Genomic DNA, 15,116 nt, shown 5'->3' on the forward strand with positions numbered 1-15,116 from the left:
TGTGATGCTTTATTAAGGGCCGGATAAATAAAGATTACTTCGGTTAAATGACCTAAGCGTGACGCGTATCAATGGCTAATCGCCATCTTCGCCGGCGAAACCCTCGTCTGGCCCGGATTTGTCAGGCTGTCAGCCCTCAGGAGAATGGAATCCGCTTTATCGGCTATTTAATGCCCTGTCAGCCGGAGCGTAATCTGCCATCAGTGATGCCTGCCGCGTGCTTTAGCCTTGAGTTCATCATAATAATGTGCGAAACAGTGGGGCAGCCCGGTGAGCGAACCCGCAGAGATAAACGGGCCAGACAGAAATAAGGAGATTAACGGTGTTGTTATCACGATGGGCAGGATCGAGCGTTGCGCTAGTACTGGCGCTAATGCCGCTGTTTTCTCAGGCTGCAGAGTCTGACCGCACGTACCGCTTTAGCCTGCTGCACACCAATGATGAACATGGCCACTTCTGGTTCAATCCGCAGGGTGAATATGGTCTGGCAGCACAGAAAACGCTGATGGATACGCTGCGCTACGACGTGCAGGCGAAAGGCGGCGGCGCATTAATCCTCTCGGCGGGCGACGTCAACACCGGGGTACCGGAATCGGATGAACTGGATGCCGAACCCGATTTTCGCGCCATGAACCTGATTGGCTACGATGCCATGGCGCTCGGCAACCATGAGTTCGACAAGCCAATTGCGGTGCTGCGTAAGCAGGAAAAGTGGGCGCGATTCCCACTGCTGGCAGCCAATGTCTATCAGAAGAGCAGCGGCGAGCGGATGTTTAAACCGTGGGCGGTGTTCAATCGTCTCGGCCTTAAAATTGCGGTGCTGGGACTGATTACGCCTGACACTGCCCGGCTGGCCAACCCGGCGGGTTTAACCGACGTCGAATTCCGCGATCCGATCGCCGAAACCATCAAAGCGGTAGCAGAGTTACGCGCCAGCGAGAAACCGGACGTGATTGTCGCCCTGACGCACCTCGGCCACTACGACGACGGCAAGCACGGCAGCAACGGAATCGGTGATGTTACGCTGGCGCGCAGTCTGCCCGCCGGCACCCTCGACCTGATCGTCGGCGGTCACTCGCACGATGCGGTCTGCATGGAAAAAGAGAACGTCAGCGTAAAAAATTATCAGCCTGGCCAGCCGTGTCAGCCCGATAAACAGAACGGCATCTGGATCATGCAGGCGGATAAATGGGGCAAATATGTCGGACGCGGCGATTTCACCTTCCGTAATGGTCAGGTCACGCTGGAGGCGTACCAGCTGCTGCCGGTCAACCTGAAGCACCTGGTGAAGAACGCTGACGGCAGCGAAACCTGGCTCACCTGGCAGCAGGAGATCCCGAAAAACAGCGCGATGATGAAGCTGCTGATGCCGTTTCAGAAACGGGCTGAGGCAAAACTGACCGTTAACGTCGGCAGCGCGGAGGGGGATTTCAATGGCGAAAAAGAGCAGGTGCGCTTTGAGCAGACCAATCTCGGCCAGCTGATTTTACGGGCGCAGATGGCGCATACCCAGGCTGACTTTGCGGTGATGAGCGGCGGCGGTATCCGCACTTCCCTGAAAAGCGGCAAACTGAGCTGGCGCGATCTGCTGCAGGTTCAGCCGTTCGGCAATCAGGTCGTGTCGGTGAGCCTGACCGGTGCCGAGATTAAAAAATATCTGGCGGTGGTGGCCAATATTCAGCCTGACTCAGGTGGCTACGCCCAGTTTGCTGGCATCAGCCTGACGGCCGACGGCAAACAGGTCAGCGACATCCGCATCAACGGTAAGCCGCTCGAAGAGACGCAGCACTATCGGATGGCGACCAACAGCTTTAATGCTGCCGGGGGCGACGGCTATCCGCGGCTGGATAATCATGCCGGTTTCGTGAACAGCGGCGCGGTGGATGCCCAGGTGCTGCGCGACTGGATCAAGGCGCATGCGCCGATCAAGGCCAGTGACTACCAGCCGCAGGGACAGATAGTGCATCTCACCGACGAGCAGATCAGGCAGCGTGATGAGGCGGCGGAGAAAGCGCGTAAACGCAACTATCCTAAAATGATTCTGGCGTGGATCTGGCCGTGGGGGAATGAAACAGCCCGGGCGCATTGAACGTTTCGGGAGGCGCTTGCGCCTCCCGATTGTCGTTATGCCTGACAGGATTTGCGGCTGATCCAGCGCTCGCGCAGTTTGTCCCACACCCAGTTATACGCCATGGTGTAGGGCAGGAAGAACAGGAAGAAGGCGACCTCCACCAGAAACGCCTGCCACAGCGAAATATCCAGCATCCAGGCCGCAATCGGCAGGCCAATCAGGATAAATCCCCCTTCAAAACCCAGCGCGTGCATCACGCGCACGCCAGCACTGCGCTTCTGGCCAGGCGGGTGCAGCCGATCAAATCCGCTGTTGTAGATCATGTTCCACAGCATCGCGACGGTAGACAACATAATCGCCAGCGATCCCATCTGGAACAGCGGTTTATTCATCGCCCATGCGGCCAGCGGCGAGACGGTCAGAATCGCCAGCGTTTCAAAACAGACGGCATGTAAAATACGTTCTTTTAGTGAGCGGGTACGCATGACTTAACTCTCCTCGGGTTATGCCAGGCATTCTCTCACTGCGGAATGCTAAAATGAAATGAACACCTATCGAAAAAAGCGATGGATAAGATGCGTTACTCCCCGGAATCCCTTGAGGCCTTTGTCCAGACCGTGACCAGCGGCTCGTTTTCTGCTGCCGCGCGGGCGCTGGGGAAAAGCCAGTCCACTATTAGTGCAGCGGTGGCGAACTTAGAAGACGACCTCGGTTTTGTGCTGTTCGATAGGGGCGGACGCCAGCCGGTATTAACCGAGCAGGGACGACGCGCGCTGCCGCAGGTGCAGCAAATTCTCGCCGCCAGTGAGCGACTGGATGCGCTGGCGATCCGCTTATCGCAGGGCGTGGAGCCGCGGTTAAGCTTTGCCGTCTCTGATTTCTGGCAAACCGATCATCACGAACATCTGCTTAAGCAGTTTGACGCACGCTTTCCGGAAATTGAACTGGAGTGCATGATTGCGGAAGATGGCGATGTGCTGGATCTGTTGCAGGCCGGGCGGGTCCATCTCGGGGTGGTGCGGGCGCAACCCGCGCTGCCGGCGGATATCGCGGTGGCACGCCTGCAGGTGGAGGCTCAGATGGCGGTTTATCTGCACCATCAGCATCCGCTGGCGACGCTTAAAACCCTCAGTGAGAGTCAGCTTGAAGCGGTGCGCCATCTGCGACTGAATACCTGGGTCGAGCAGCGCGAACCGACCTCAATGGGGCGCATCTGGTCAGCACCGACCTATTTATTGCTGCTGGAAATGGCGGAGCAGGGCTTTGGCTGGACCATTCTGCCACGCTGGCTGGTCAGGCAGTTTGGCCATGGCGTGTTGCAGGAGCTGCCGCTGCCGGGCTGGCCGCAGCATATCGCGGTTGAGGTAATCTGGTCGCGCCGCAATCCGCCGGGTCCGGCGGGACGCTGGATGATCGATCAGCTGTGCGCCCAGCCGCGGGTTTAATCGTGGCGGGCGATATCCGCCAGCGGGGCAGCCAGCAGGCGGGCAAGTTCCTGCGGTGCCAGTTCAATGTCCAGCCCGCGCTTGCCGCCGGAAATAAAGATGGTGGCAAAGTCGGCAGCAGAAATATCAATCACCGTCGGCAGCCGTTTCTTCTGGCCGAGCGGACTGATGCCGCCGATCAGGTAGCCGGTCACCCGCTGCGCCTGCTGTGGATCGGCCATATCCACTTTTTTAGCCCCCAGCGCTTTGGCGACTTTTTTCAGATCGAGCTGGGTTGATACCGGCGTGACCGCCACCGCCAGCTGTTTTGCCTCGCCATTCAGCGCCACCAGCAGCGTTTTATAGACCTGACGCGCATCCAGATTCAGTTTACGCACCGCCTCATCACCAAAATGGGTTTCGCTGCTGTCGTGTTCATAGGGGTGCAGAGTGAAGCTGACTTTTTGTTTTTCCAGTAGTTTTACTGCAGGTGTCATATCGGTCCCTTCCTAAGAAAAATCTTATTGCACCCGATCGTCGAATAAAGGTGGCGAAATTTTGTGCTTTGCGCGAGAATTGGCCGCGCGCCAGCAATCTGATTGCTGAGCGATAACCAAAATCATAAACAAATTTCTCTTTGACGGGCCGGTAGCATTATCGGCTCTCTTTTTTTTTCAGCGCGTCTTCAGCATCCCGGGCAAGTTATCCTCACCGTAAAGATGCAGCGCACCGACCGCCACCACGTAGTCTCCCGCCGCTAAGGCCTGCAGTTTATCCCGCCACTGCGCATTACGCTGACCGATCAACGTATCGTTGAGCGCCTGACTAAACGTGGCCGGCAGAGCAATCTGCGGCTGGCGCGGCGGGGTGTCCAGCCACCAGCTCACCATCATTTGCAGCAGCCGCGCATTGGTATGCCAGTGGGTCAGCGTATCCTGCAGCAGCGCCATGCCGTCATCCGGCAACGTATTCAGCAGCGCAATCTGCGCTTCCGCCCCCTCCAGCTCAATCACCGGCTTGTTCCAGCGCTTTGCCGCCTGCAAAAGCTGATAATCAATGCCGTAGTCGGGCCGCAATCCCAGCCGTTGCGCCTGCTGCGCCTGCAACATCAGCGCAATCTGCCAGGCGGGCAGGGTATCAAATGAACCGATCGACAGGTTCAGCTCGTGACACAGCCCGGTGAGCGTTTGCAGGGCATCATCTTCAAGCCGGGTTGCCAGCGGGGGACGCTCCGCGCTGCCATCAAACGGCGAACCGCCCTGGGTAATATCCGCTTCGACAATCAGCGCGTCGGCCTTTTGCAGCTGACGCAGCAGCCGCGACGGCAGCGGCTGCATATCCCGCGTTCCCATGTGAATACTGCCTACCAGGTGCAGATGACATGCGCCAAGCCGGACATCCATCGCGGGCCAGCGGTAGCTGGCGGGAAAAAGTTGGCTGATGAAGCCGCGCAGTGAGCGCCAAACGTTGCCTGTCATTCCCGGTCCTTCGCTATTTAAAACCCCATGCTAGCGGCTTCAGGCGGCGAAAAACAGCGCCGAAACGGCTATTGCTGGCGCGGCGGCTGATAGCGCAGCAGGCGATTGGCGTTGGCAACCACCGTAATTGAGGAGAGCGCCATCGCAGCGCCCGCCACAATCGGGCTGAGCAGGGTGCCGGTCAGCGGGTAGAGCACGCCAGCCGCCACCGGAATACCAATACTGTTATAAATAAAGGCCCCGAACAGGTTCTGGCGGATATTACGCAGCGTGGCTGACGAGATAGCTAATGCATCGGCGACGCTGTTGAGGTCGGCGCGCATCAGCGTAATACCGGCGGTTTCAACCGCCACGTCGCTGCCGCCGCCCATCGCAATCCCGACCTCAGCCTGGGCCAGTGCGGGCGCGTCGTTAATACCGTCACCGACCATGGCGACGCGCCGGCCCTGCTGCTGTAACTGCGCAATCGCCGCTGCCTTGCCTTCCGGCAGCACGCCAGCGATCACCTCATCAATTCCCACCTCAGCCGCAATCGCCTGCGCGGTATTCTGGTGGTCACCGGTGAGCATAATCAGACGGTAACCCGACTGATGCAGCCGTTTCAGAGCAGTGGCGCTTTCCGGCCGCAGCGCATCGCGCAGGGCGATCAGGCCGATCAGCTGGCCCTGTTCAGCCAGTAACACCGGTGTCGCACCCTGTTGCGTCAGGCGGTCGATATCCGCCATCGCGGGCTGATAATCGACCCCGTTCTCCTCGAGCAGGGCGGCATTACCCAGCAGTAACGCTCTGCCATCCAGTATGCCGCTGACCCCTTTGCCGCGTATTGTACGAAATTGTGCCAGTGACGGCGCACCGGCGAGGTCAGCCGCGGCAACAATCGCTTTAGCCAGCGGATGGCCGGAGGAATATTCCAGCGCGGCAGCGGTCTGCAGTACCGACTCACGGCTGGCATCGCCCCAGACCCGCACCTCGCTGACCTGCGGTGTACCGGCCGTCAGGGTGCCGGTTTTATCGAACACCAGCGTGTCGATCTGGCTGGCACGCTGCAACGCATCGGCGTCGCGAACCAGCACGCCGAGTTCGGCGGCCCGACCCACGCCAGCGATAATCGACATCGGGGTCGCCAGTCCTAATGCGCAGGGACAGGCAATAATCAGCACGGTGGTGGCGATCACCAGCATATAGGCGATTTGCGGTTGTGGCCCGAACAGGTACCAGATGCCGCCGCTGATCAGCGCAATCGCCACCACCACCGGCACGAACACCGCTGAAATGCGATCGGCTAAGCGGCCGACGTCAGGTTTGCTGCTCTGGGCCTGGCGTACCAGCCGGATTATGCGTGACAGGGTAGTGTGGCTGCCGGTTGCACGGGCTTCAAACTGCACCGAGCCATCCTGCACCAGCGTACCGGCAAACACCGCCTCACCCGGGCCTTTGCTTTGCGGCACCGCTTCACCGGTCAGCATCGCCTCATCAAACCACGCCTCACCAGCGGTAATCTCCCCATCGACCGGCACCCGATCGCCGGTCACCAGACGCAGCATCATGCCCGGCTGCACCGCGCTAAGGGGAATTAAGCTATCGCCCTGTTCATCGGCCAGTCGCGCCTGCGCCGGAGTCAGATCGAGCAGGCGTTCCAGCGCTTTTGACGATCGCTGACGCGCCCGCTGCTCCAGCGCATGTCCGAGGTTGATCAACCCGAGGATCATCACGCTGGCTTCAAAATAGAGATGCCGCGCCTGCGACGGGAAAAAGTCGGGCCACAGCACCACGCTGAACGAGTAGATCCAGGCCGCGGCGGTACCCAGCGCCACCAGCGTATCCATGGTGGCACTGCCGTTGCGCGCACTGCGCCAGGCGCTGCGATAAAAATGTCCGCCGGTAAGCACCATCACCAGCAGTGTAATGGCCCCCAGCGTCAGCCACAGGCTGTGGTTGCTGGCGGTCAGCATCATGTTGTCGCCCAGCATGCCCCAGATCATCAGCGGCACGCCAAAGGCTAAGGCCACTGCTGCCTGCCAGCTAAAACGGCGCATTGCGCTGCGGGCGCTCTGCTGCTGTTTTTCACGCCGCTCCTGCTCATCATCGACCACCTGCGCGCCATAACCGGCGGCATCCACCGCCGCGATCAGCTGCTGCGGATCGGCTTCGCCCAGCACCAGCGCGCTGCGTTCGCCCAGGTTAACCCGGGCCTGACTGACGCCAGCCACCTGCTGCAACGCTTTTTCTACCCGGCTTACGCAGCTGGCACAGGTCATGCCCTCAATCAGCAGCATGTGAGCAGGAACGGTTTTTTCTGCCGGACGGGAAAGCGATTCCGTTGTCAGCGCCTCCGGCGGCGGCTCCGATGCTGTCAACGGCTCAGGCTTTGGGAAGCTGTCAGCCGTTTTCAGCGTGGCGTGATAACCAGCCTGTTCGACGGTCGCGATCAGGTCGGCCGCATCGGCCGCACCGGAAACCCGCGCTTCCTGCTGCGTGACTTCGGCCTGCTCAACATCGTCCCGCTGTTCCAGCGCTTCTTTTACCCGTTTGACGCAATGGCCGCAGGACAGACCGTCCAGGGCCAGAGAAATGGTATGTGACATGATGAACTCCTTGGGTGATCAGATTTGACCGGGTGGTCAGTTTCGATTCATGATTAAGCATAAACCTTCCATCAAGGGGAAGGTCAAGGGGAGCAAAATGAACATCAGCGATGTGGCGAAAAAGACCGGTCTCACCAGCAAGGCAATTCGTTTTTATGAAGAGAAGGGGGTGGTGACGCCTCCGCTGCGCAGTGAAAATGGCTATCGCAGCTACAGCGTGCGTCATCTGGACGAACTCAATCTGTTACGCCAGGCGCGTCAGGTTGGTTTTACGCTGGATGAGTGTCGTGAACTGGTGGCGCTGTTTAATAATCCGGCGCGTCACAGTGCCGACGTTAAGGCGCGTACCCTGCAGAAAGCCGACGAGATTGCGGCGCATATTGAGGAGCTGCACGCGATGCGCGCACGTTTACTGGCGCTGGCCGAAGCCTGTCCGGGCGACGACAGCGCAGAATGCCCAATCATCAACAATCTGGCGGGATGCTGTTCTCAGCCGGGCGGTAAGCGCGGCTGAATACGCAGGGTGATGCCTTCGACCGCCACCACTTCGACCGGCGTTCCCGCTGGCAGATCCTGTTCAGCCTGAACCCGCCAGCTGCTGTCACCAATTCGCACGTGCCCGGTGCGGTTCTGCAGCGCGCTATCCAGGGTTAACTGCAGGCCAATCATCTGGCTGCCGCGCTGATTGAGCGAGTTCGGAAGCTGGCGCGCTTCACGGTAGCGCATCCAGCGATACCAGAAAAAGACGCAGACCAGCGTCAGAATGGCAAACATTGTGCCCTGAGCGGTCCAGCTGAACGGGATAAACCATTCGATAATGCCCACCATCACCGCAGCCAGGCCGCTCCACAGCAGATAACCGCTGGTGCCCAGCATTTCCGCCGCCAGCAGCAGGCCGCCGAGCGTCAGCCAGAACCAGTGCGGATGGGCAATGATATCGACCAGCATCAGCGTTTCGACTCGGTGCGGGATTCTTTCAGCAGTTCACCGATGCCGGCAATCGAGCCGAGTAAGCTGCTCGCCTCCAGCGGCATCATCACTACTTTGCTGTTATTGGCTTCGCCAATTTTTTGCAGTGCGTCGGTATATTTCTGCGCCACAAAGTAGTTGATGGCATTGATATCACCGGCGGCAATCGCTTCAGACACCATTTTGGTGGCATTGGCTTCCGCTTCCGCCTGACGTTCCCGCGCTTCGGCCTGCAAAAAGGCCGAGGTCCGTTCCCCTTCGGCTTTAAGGATCTGCGACTGTTTATCCCCTTCGGCGCGCAGGATCGCCGCCTGTCGTACCCCTTCCGCCGTCAGAATGTCGGCGCGCTTGGTACGTTCCGCTTTCATCTGCGCATTCATCGCGCCGACCAGCTCCTGCGGCGGACGCACATCGCGGATCTCGATACGGGTGATTTTCACGCCCCACGGATTGGTGGCTTCATCGACGATATGCAGCAGCCGGGTATTAATGCTGTCGCGCTGCGACAACATTTCGTCCAGCTCCATGCTGCCGAGCACGGTGCGCATATTGGTCATGGTGAGGTTCAGAATAGCCTGCTCAAGATTGCTGACTTCATAGGCGGCGCGCGCCGGGTCAACGACCTGAATAAAGCAGACCGCATCAATGGTAACGTTGGCGTTATCTTTGGAGATGATCTCCTGCGAGGGAATATCCAGTACCTGTTCCATCATGTTGATCTTACGACCGATACGATCCATGAACGGCACTACCAGGCTTAACCCGGGTTGCAGCGTGCGGGTATAACGGCCAAAACGTTCAACCGTCCATTGAAAACCCTGGGGCACAATCTTGACGGTGGCCCAGACAGCCACCAGCGCCAGCACGATCAGGGCAGGAATTACAGTTATCATACAACCTCCGCGTTGTCAGATGAACGGGCCGAGTCGCTTCGGCCCGTGGTCCCGCCGTTAGTAGAGCAGCGAGTAGAGCTGGCGACGATAACGTGCAGCGAGTGCATCGCCGGTGCCCAGCGCCGCCAGAATCTCCTGCAGCATTTTACGTGCCTGACCATCGGCGGCGTTAAGATCGGTTTTGAGGAAGCTGAACAGCAGTTCCAGCGCCTCTTCGTTACGGCCGACCTGATGCAGCTGTAACGACAGTTTAGCAGCCAGCCCGGCGTTCGATGGATCGGCCTCCAGCTGGGATTGCAGCTGCTGGATCTCCGGGGTATCGGCCGCCTGTTTCAGCAGATCGATTTGCGCCATCAGGCTCTGATAACGGGTATCCTGATCCTGTAACGGCACCGCTTTGAGCACTGCTTCTGCTTCATCGCTGCGGCTCAGGGTGATCAGCACTTCAGCCAGCAGAAAACCAATCTCACTCGATTGATTGCTCAGCTGCCAGGCCTCTTTTAACAGCGGCAGCGCATCCAGCGGTTTGCCTTCTTCCATCAGCGCCATCGCCTGCTGCGCTTTCAGCTCTTCTTCACGCGGCAGAACTTTTTCCAGCAGGGCGCGGATCGCCTCTTCCGGTTGCGGTCCCTGGAAGCCATCGACCGGCTGACCGTTCTGGAACAGATAGACCGTAGGAATAGAACGCAGACCAAACTGTGATGCCACCATTTGCTCTTTATCGCAATCCAGTTTTGCGAGAATAAACTGACCGGCATACTCCTGCGCCAGCCGCTCCAGCACCGGTGTCAGCTCCTGACAATGCTGGCTGCGCTCAGACCAGAAGTAAAACAGCACCGGCAGCTGCATCGACTGCTCAAGCGTCTGCTGCAGGTTAGATTCGTTGATGTCGATTATCGAAGCATGTGGTGACATGGATAAGTCTCTTTGCAAAAAGTGTTTAAAGAATATGGGGCCAACTGGCCGCGCTTCAAGTTCTAATCAGGCCGCACGCTCAATGGCTGCGCAAAATGCGATCCAGCATCCAGCCCGGCAGCAGGCGTTTCAACAGGCTCATGGCATGTGCGACCAGCGTCACCGGATAGCGTAAACGCGGATGTTTGCTCTCGAGTGCATGACGAAGTTTAGGCAGAATAGCCTCTGGCGGCAGCGTAAAGCGTGCGGCAATGCCCGGATTACGCACCGGCTTATCCTGCTCACCCTGCGTCACATTATCGGTGAAACGGGTGTGAATCGGTCCCGGTTCGATCAGGCTGACGCGGATGTTACTGGCGCGCAGCTCCAGCCGCAGCGCATCGCTCCAGGCTTCCAGCGCATATTTACTGGCGGCGTAAGCGCCCCGGCCAGGGGTAGAGATCAGCCCGAGTACCGAACTGGTATTAATAATACGACCATCACCACTGGCCGCCAGCGCGGGGATCAGCCGCAGCGTCAGCTGATGAACGCCGAAAAAGTTACTGGAAAACTGCTGCTCCAGCTGCTGGCGGGAGAGGGTGCGTAACGGTCCATAAAGACCAAAACCGGCATTGTTAAACAGGCCTGCCAGACAGTTATCGCTGAGCGCGATGACCTTATCGGCCGCGTTATCGACGCTCTGCGGATCGTCGAGATCCAGCTGAAGTCCGATAAAACCCAGCGTCTCCATGCGCGCCACATCATCCGCTTTGCGGCAGGCGGCGATCACCCGGTAGCCGCGCGCCTGAAGATCGTGCGCCGCCACCAGGCCGATACCGCTGGAACAACCTGTAATCAGGATGGTTTTTTGCATTTCTTTACCCTATTTGCGCGCCTGTTCGCGTTACTGCTGCTTAACTAAGGGAGCCAGTTCTTTTGCCATCAATCCGGCGATAAAGGGTTGGGCATCAGGATTAGGATGAATGCCGTCCTGCTGCATCCACTCCGGTTTCAGGTAGACCTGCTCCATAAAAAAGGGCACCAGTGGGATGTTGTACTGTTGCGCTAAGTCGGGATAGATACCGCTGAACGCTTCGGTGTAGCGGCGTCCGTAATTGGCCGGCAGCCGAATCTGCATCAGCAGCGGTTTCGCATTGGCGGCTTTAACATCATCGATCACTTTACGCAGATTTTGTGCGATATCGGCGGGCGGGAAACCACGCAGACCGTCGTTACCGCCCAATTCGATTAACACCCATTGCGGCTGATGCTGCTTTAATAGCGCGGGCAAACGCGCCAGGCCTTGGGCGGCGGTATCACCGCTGATGCTGGCGTTGATCACTCTGGGCTGCTGCTGCCACTGCTTATTCAGCAGGCTCGGCCAGGCCGCGGTGGCGGACATGCGGTATCCCGCGCTGAGGCTGTCACCCAGCACCATCAGGGTATCCGCGGCGGAAAAACGCGACACCAGCAAAAGAATCAATAACAGGAAGGGATAATGCCAGCGGAAAACATTGTTGAAGTTCATCATCTTACTAAGTCCGTCGGTCAGGGAGAGCATCAGTTAACCATCCTTACCGGAGTTGAGCTAGTTGTCAAACCAGCCGAGACGCTGGCGCTGATTGGCGAATCGGGCTCCGGTAAGTCAACCCTGTTGGGGATTCTGGCCGGGCTGGATGATGGCAGCAGCGGTGAAGTCCATCTGCTGGGCCAGCCGCTGCACCAGATGAATGAGGAGCAGCGTGCGGCGTTACGCGCCCGTCAGGTGGGCTTTGTGTTTCAGTCGTTTATGCTGGTGCCGACCCTGAATGCGCTGGAGAACGTACAGCTGCCGTCTCTGCTGCGTGGCGACAGCGATCGCCAGAGCCGTGAGCAGGCGCGGGAGCTGCTGACCCTGCTGGGACTGGGTGAACGCCTGCATCATCTGCCGGCGCAGCTTTCCGGCGGCGAACAGCAGCGGGTGGCGCTGGCGCGCGCCTTCAGTGGCCGTCCAGGCCTGCTGTTTGCCGATGAGCCGACCGGTAATCTTGACCGCAAAACCGGCGATCGGATTGCCGACCTGTTGTTCTCGCTGAACCGCGATTTTGCCACCACCCTGATTCTGGTCACCCACGATGAGCAGCTGGCCGCGCGCTGCGATCGTCGCCTGCGGCTGCGTGACGGTAAATTGTGGGAGGAGCAATGATCTGGCGCTGGTTCTGGCGCGAGTGGCGCTCGCCCTCGCTGTTAATTGTCTGGCTGGCGTTGACGCTGGCGGTGGCCTGCGTGCTGGCGCTGGGGTCGATCAGCGATCGGATGGAGAAAGGCCTCAGCCAGCAGAGCCGTGATTTCATGGCGGGCGACCGGACGCTGCGCAGCAGTGATGCCGTTCCGGCGGCGTGGCTGGATAAGGCACGGGCAACCGGACTCACCGTCAGCCGCCAGCTGTCCTTCATGACCATGACCTTTGCCGAACAGTCGCCGCAGCTGGCGTCGGTGAAAGCAGTAGACGACCGCTATCCAATGTTTGGCAACCTGCAGACCGAGCCGGCAGGCCTGAAGCCGCAGGCAGGCACCGCACTGGCGGCACCGCGGCTGATGGCGCTGCTCAATCTTAAGGTCGGCGATCTGCTTGAGGTCGGTGATACCCGGCTGCGGATTACTGGCGAAGTGATTCAGGAGCCGGATGGCGGTTTTAATCCGTTTGAAATGGCGCCGCGACTGCTGATCAACCTGGCTGATGCGGCCAGCACCGGTGCGATTCAGCCTGGTAGCCGCATCAGCTGGCGCTATAAGTTTTCCGGTAATCCGGAGCAGCTGGCACGCTATGACCGCTGGATCGAACCGCAGCTCAAGGCTGACCAGCGCTGGATCAGCATTGAAAACTCAGAGGATGCGCTGGGACGTTCGATGCAGCGCGCACAGCAGTTCCTGCTGCTCTCCGCGCTGCTGACGCTGATGCTGGCGATTGCCGCGGTGGCCGTTGCCATGAGCCACTACTGCCGCAGCCGTTACGATCTGGTGGCGGTGCTGAAGACGCTGGGAGCGACCCACGGTGCGTTGCAGAAGTTGATCATCGGCCAGTGGCTGGCGGTGCTGCTGCTGGCGGCGATTGCCGGCAGCCTGGTCGGGCAGGGGGTGGAAGCAGCGCTGATGGCAATGCTCAAACCGGTGCTACCAGCCAGCCTGCCAGCTGCCAGTTTCTGGCCGTGGGTCTGGGCGGTCGGATCGCTGTTTATTATCTCGCTGCTGGTGGGACTGCGGCCTTATCGTCTGCTGCTGGCGACTCAGCCGTTGCGCGTGCTGCGGCGTGATGCGGTGGCTAACCTCTGGCCGCTGAAATTCTATATTCCGCTGATGGCGGCCGTGGTGGTAGGGCTGTTAGCGCTGCTGGTGGGCGGCAGTAAAATGCTGTGGGCGCTGCTGGCGGGCGTGGTGGTGCTGGCCGGATTGCTGGCGCTGCTGGGCTGGGGCACGCTACTGCTGCTGCGTCGGCTGGTGGTGCGCAACCTGGCATTCCGGCTGGCGATCAACCGTCTGCTGCGCCAGCCGGGCATCACGCTGAGTCAGCTCTCTGCTTTTTCGCTGTCGTTTATGCTGCTGGCTCTGCTGCTGGTGATGCGCGGCGATCTGCTCGATCGCTGGCAGCAGCAGTTACCGGCCGACAGCCCGAACTTTTTCCTGCTGAATATGACCGCCGATCAGGTGCCGCAGGTGCGCAACTTCCTGCAGTCTCATCAAATCAAGCCCGAAACTTTCTACCCGATTGCGCGGGTGCGGCTCAGCGAACTCAACGGTAAACCGGCCGATCCGACGCTGGATAACGCCCTGAACCGTGAACTTAACCTGACCGCGCTGGCGGAGCGGCCGGACCACAATCCGCTGGTCGCCGGAAGCTGGCCGCCCAAAGCGGGCGAAGTCTCGATGGAGGCGGAGCTGGCTACCCGCTTAGGGGTGAAGCTCGGTGACACCCTGACCTTTGATGGCGATACGCAAAAGTTCAGCGCCAGAATCACCAGCCTGCGTAAAGTGGACTGGGAGAGCCTGAAGCCGAACTTTTTCTTCATCTTCCCGCCGGGCGCGCTGGATAGTCAGCCGCAGACCTGGCTCACCAGCTTCCGAATGGAGGCCGATCCGGCGCTGCTGGCGGCGCTGAACCGCAGTTTTCCGACGCTGAGTTTACTGGATATCGGCAGCATCATGCGGCAAATCGGCCAGGTGCTGACGCAGGTCAGCCAGGCGCTGGAGGTAATGGTGATCCTGGTCACCGCCTGCGGTGTGCTGCTGTTGCTGGCGCAGATTCAGGTGGGCATGCGTCAGCGTCGTCAGGAGCTGGTGGTTTACCGGACGCTGGGTGCCAGTAAACGGCTGCTGCGCACCACCTTATGGTGCGAGTTTGCCCTGCTCGGCGTGGTTTCCGGGGTGGCCGCCGCGATGGGCGCGGAAGCCGCACTGTGGGGATTGCAGCGTAAAATTTTTGATTTTCCGTGGCAGCCTGACTGGACCTTATGGCTGGCGCTGCCGTTATCCGGCGCGCTGTTGTTGTCGCTGTGCGGTGGCTGGCTCGGGGTGCGGTTACTGAAGGGCAAAGCGCTGTTCAGGAAGTTTGATGCGGCATAAGGGGAGGGTTGGGTGCAGGGCGCTATTCAGCCTGCATCCGCTCATCATCCAGAACGCACACCAGGTCAGCATTAGCGCTCACGGCGCGCGACGATAAGGTGTTAGCTCGGGGAGCATACGCCCTCCGCAAAGACGCCATTCCTGGCAGGCTCAGCGCGGGCGATTATGCACCTCATCCCTGAGGTGCGCCCGTAGCCGGGCCA

The 15,116-nt window shown here is 59.5% G+C and carries 14 protein-coding genes; 5 read left to right on the forward strand and 9 right to left on the reverse strand.

Features of this window, described 5'->3' with window-relative positions; genetic code table 11:
• Nucleotides 1-322: 322 nt before the first annotated feature.
• Nucleotides 323-2,089 carry a bifunctional UDP-sugar hydrolase/5'-nucleotidase UshA gene (gene ushA / locus AC6I8I_RS04695; protein WP_312053459.1) on the forward strand — a complete coding sequence of 589 codons (1,767 nt, stop codon included), beginning with the start codon at nt 323-325 and terminating at the stop codon, nt 2,087-2,089.
• 35 nt (nt 2,090-2,124) lie between these two features.
• Here the strand turns inward: ushA and AC6I8I_RS04700 are convergent, their stop codons facing one another.
• Complete coding sequence (locus AC6I8I_RS04700) at nt 2,125-2,556, reverse strand: multidrug/biocide efflux PACE transporter (RefSeq protein WP_069727958.1); 432 nt, start codon at nt 2,554-2,556, stop codon at nt 2,125-2,127.
• Nucleotides 2,557-2,646: 90 nt separating this feature from the next.
• On the opposite strand from AC6I8I_RS04700, the gene AC6I8I_RS04705 reads away from it, so the two are divergent.
• The gene (locus AC6I8I_RS04705; RefSeq protein WP_312053737.1) at nt 2,647-3,516 is read left to right on the forward strand and encodes a LysR family transcriptional regulator; all 870 of its coding nucleotides are present in this window, start codon (nt 2,647-2,649) and stop codon (nt 3,514-3,516) included.
• On the opposite strand, the gene ybaK is transcribed toward AC6I8I_RS04705, so the two are convergent.
• From ybaK to copA, 3 genes are all read right to left on the reverse strand, one after another.
• Nucleotides 3,513-3,992 carry a Cys-tRNA(Pro)/Cys-tRNA(Cys) deacylase YbaK gene (ybaK, locus tag AC6I8I_RS04710; protein WP_312053463.1) on the reverse strand — a complete coding sequence of 160 codons (480 nt, stop codon included), beginning with the start codon at nt 3,990-3,992 and terminating at the stop codon, nt 3,513-3,515. The genes AC6I8I_RS04705 and ybaK overlap by 4 nt on opposite strands.
• Before the next feature lie 177 nt (nt 3,993-4,169).
• Nucleotides 4,170-4,973: a TraB/GumN family protein gene (locus AC6I8I_RS04715; protein WP_312758247.1), complete on the reverse strand. Its 804-nt coding sequence runs from the start codon at nt 4,971-4,973 to the stop codon at nt 4,170-4,172.
• Between the two features lie 68 nt (nt 4,974-5,041).
• Nucleotides 5,042-7,558, reverse strand: a complete 2,517-nt coding sequence (gene copA / locus AC6I8I_RS04720; RefSeq protein ID WP_312758245.1) for a copper-exporting P-type ATPase CopA — start codon at nt 7,556-7,558, stop codon at nt 5,042-5,044.
• A gap of 97 nt (nt 7,559-7,655) precedes the next feature.
• Between copA and cueR the strand changes: the two genes are divergently transcribed.
• Nucleotides 7,656-8,072: a Cu(I)-responsive transcriptional regulator gene (gene cueR, locus AC6I8I_RS04725; RefSeq protein ID WP_031376061.1), complete on the forward strand. Its 417-nt coding sequence runs from the start codon at nt 7,656-7,658 to the stop codon at nt 8,070-8,072.
• Here the strand turns inward: cueR and AC6I8I_RS04730 are convergent.
• The 5 genes from AC6I8I_RS04730 to tesA form a co-directional block, all read right to left on the reverse strand.
• Entirely contained in the window at nt 8,048-8,506 is a 459-nt protein-coding gene (locus AC6I8I_RS04730) for an NfeD family protein (RefSeq protein ID WP_312053469.1), read from the reverse strand. The two genes, cueR and AC6I8I_RS04730, sit on opposite strands and share 25 nt — an antisense overlap.
• Complete coding sequence (locus AC6I8I_RS04735) at nt 8,506-9,420, reverse strand: SPFH domain-containing protein (protein WP_312053470.1); 915 nt, start codon at nt 9,418-9,420, stop codon at nt 8,506-8,508. The genes AC6I8I_RS04730 and AC6I8I_RS04735 overlap by 1 nt, the downstream gene beginning before the upstream one ends.
• Nucleotides 9,421-9,477: 57 nt before the next feature.
• A complete protein-coding gene (locus tag AC6I8I_RS04740) occupies nt 9,478-10,335 on the reverse strand; it encodes a tetratricopeptide repeat protein (RefSeq protein WP_312053472.1) in 858 nt (285 codons plus the stop codon).
• 79 nt (nt 10,336-10,414) lie between these two features.
• Entirely contained in the window at nt 10,415-11,188 is a 774-nt protein-coding gene (locus tag AC6I8I_RS04745) for an SDR family oxidoreductase (RefSeq protein WP_497828367.1), read from the reverse strand.
• Nucleotides 11,189-11,218: 30 nt separating this feature from the next.
• A complete protein-coding gene (gene tesA, locus AC6I8I_RS04750; RefSeq protein WP_312053475.1) occupies nt 11,219-11,845 on the reverse strand; it encodes a multifunctional acyl-CoA thioesterase I/protease I/lysophospholipase L1 in 627 nt (208 codons plus the stop codon).
• Between tesA and ybbA the strand changes: the two genes are divergently transcribed.
• Together ybbA and ybbP are read left to right on the forward strand one after the other, a co-directional pair.
• On the forward strand, nt 11,813-12,499 hold the full coding sequence (ybbA, locus tag AC6I8I_RS04755; RefSeq protein ID WP_159223788.1) for a putative ABC transporter ATP-binding protein YbbA: 687 nt from the start codon (nt 11,813-11,815) through the stop codon (nt 12,497-12,499). The genes tesA and ybbA overlap by 33 nt on opposite strands.
• Nucleotides 12,496-14,913 (forward strand): putative ABC transporter permease subunit YbbP, encoded by a 2,418-nt coding sequence (gene ybbP / locus AC6I8I_RS04760; RefSeq protein ID WP_497828368.1) that lies wholly within the window; start codon nt 12,496-12,498, stop codon nt 14,911-14,913. Before ybbA ends, ybbP begins: the two co-directional genes overlap by 4 nt.
• Nucleotides 14,914-15,116 lie beyond the last annotated feature (203 nt).

It is taken from the genome of Pantoea sp. X-Soil-YNGN-775 (assembly GCF_059730575.1).

Coding starts and splice junctions, on each gene's coding strand:
- AC6I8I_RS04700 (WP_069727958.1), bottom strand. CDS start 2,556: ATGCGTACCCGCTCACTAAAAGAACGTATTTTACATGCCGTCTGTTTT.
- AC6I8I_RS04705 (WP_312053737.1), top strand. CDS start 2,647: ATGCGTTACTCCCCGGAATCCCTTGAGGCCTTTGTCCAGACCGTGACC.
- ybaK (WP_312053463.1), bottom strand. CDS start 3,992: ATGACACCTGCAGTAAAACTACTGGAAAAACAAAAAGTCAGCTTCACT.
- AC6I8I_RS04715 (WP_312758247.1), bottom strand. CDS start 4,973: ATGACAGGCAACGTTTGGCGCTCACTGCGCGGCTTCATCAGCCAACTT.
- copA (WP_312758245.1), bottom strand. CDS start 7,558: ATGTCACATACCATTTCTCTGGCCCTGGACGGTCTGTCCTGCGGCCAT.
- cueR (WP_031376061.1), top strand. CDS start 7,656: ATGAACATCAGCGATGTGGCGAAAAAGACCGGTCTCACCAGCAAGGCA.
- AC6I8I_RS04730 (WP_312053469.1), bottom strand. CDS start 8,506: ATGCTGGTCGATATCATTGCCCATCCGCACTGGTTCTGGCTGACGCTC.
- AC6I8I_RS04735 (WP_312053470.1), bottom strand. CDS start 9,420: ATGATAACTGTAATTCCTGCCCTGATCGTGCTGGCGCTGGTGGCTGTC.
- AC6I8I_RS04740 (WP_312053472.1), bottom strand. CDS start 10,335: ATGTCACCACATGCTTCGATAATCGACATCAACGAATCTAACCTGCAG.
- AC6I8I_RS04745 (WP_497828367.1), bottom strand. CDS start 11,188: ATGCAAAAAACCATCCTGATTACAGGTTGTTCCAGCGGTATCGGCCTG.
- ybbA (WP_159223788.1), top strand. CDS start 11,813: ATGCCAGCGGAAAACATTGTTGAAGTTCATCATCTTACTAAGTCCGTC.
- tesA (WP_312053475.1), bottom strand. CDS start 11,845: ATGATGAACTTCAACAATGTTTTCCGCTGGCATTATCCCTTCCTGTTA.
- ybbP (WP_497828368.1), top strand. CDS start 12,496: ATGATCTGGCGCTGGTTCTGGCGCGAGTGGCGCTCGCCCTCGCTGTTA.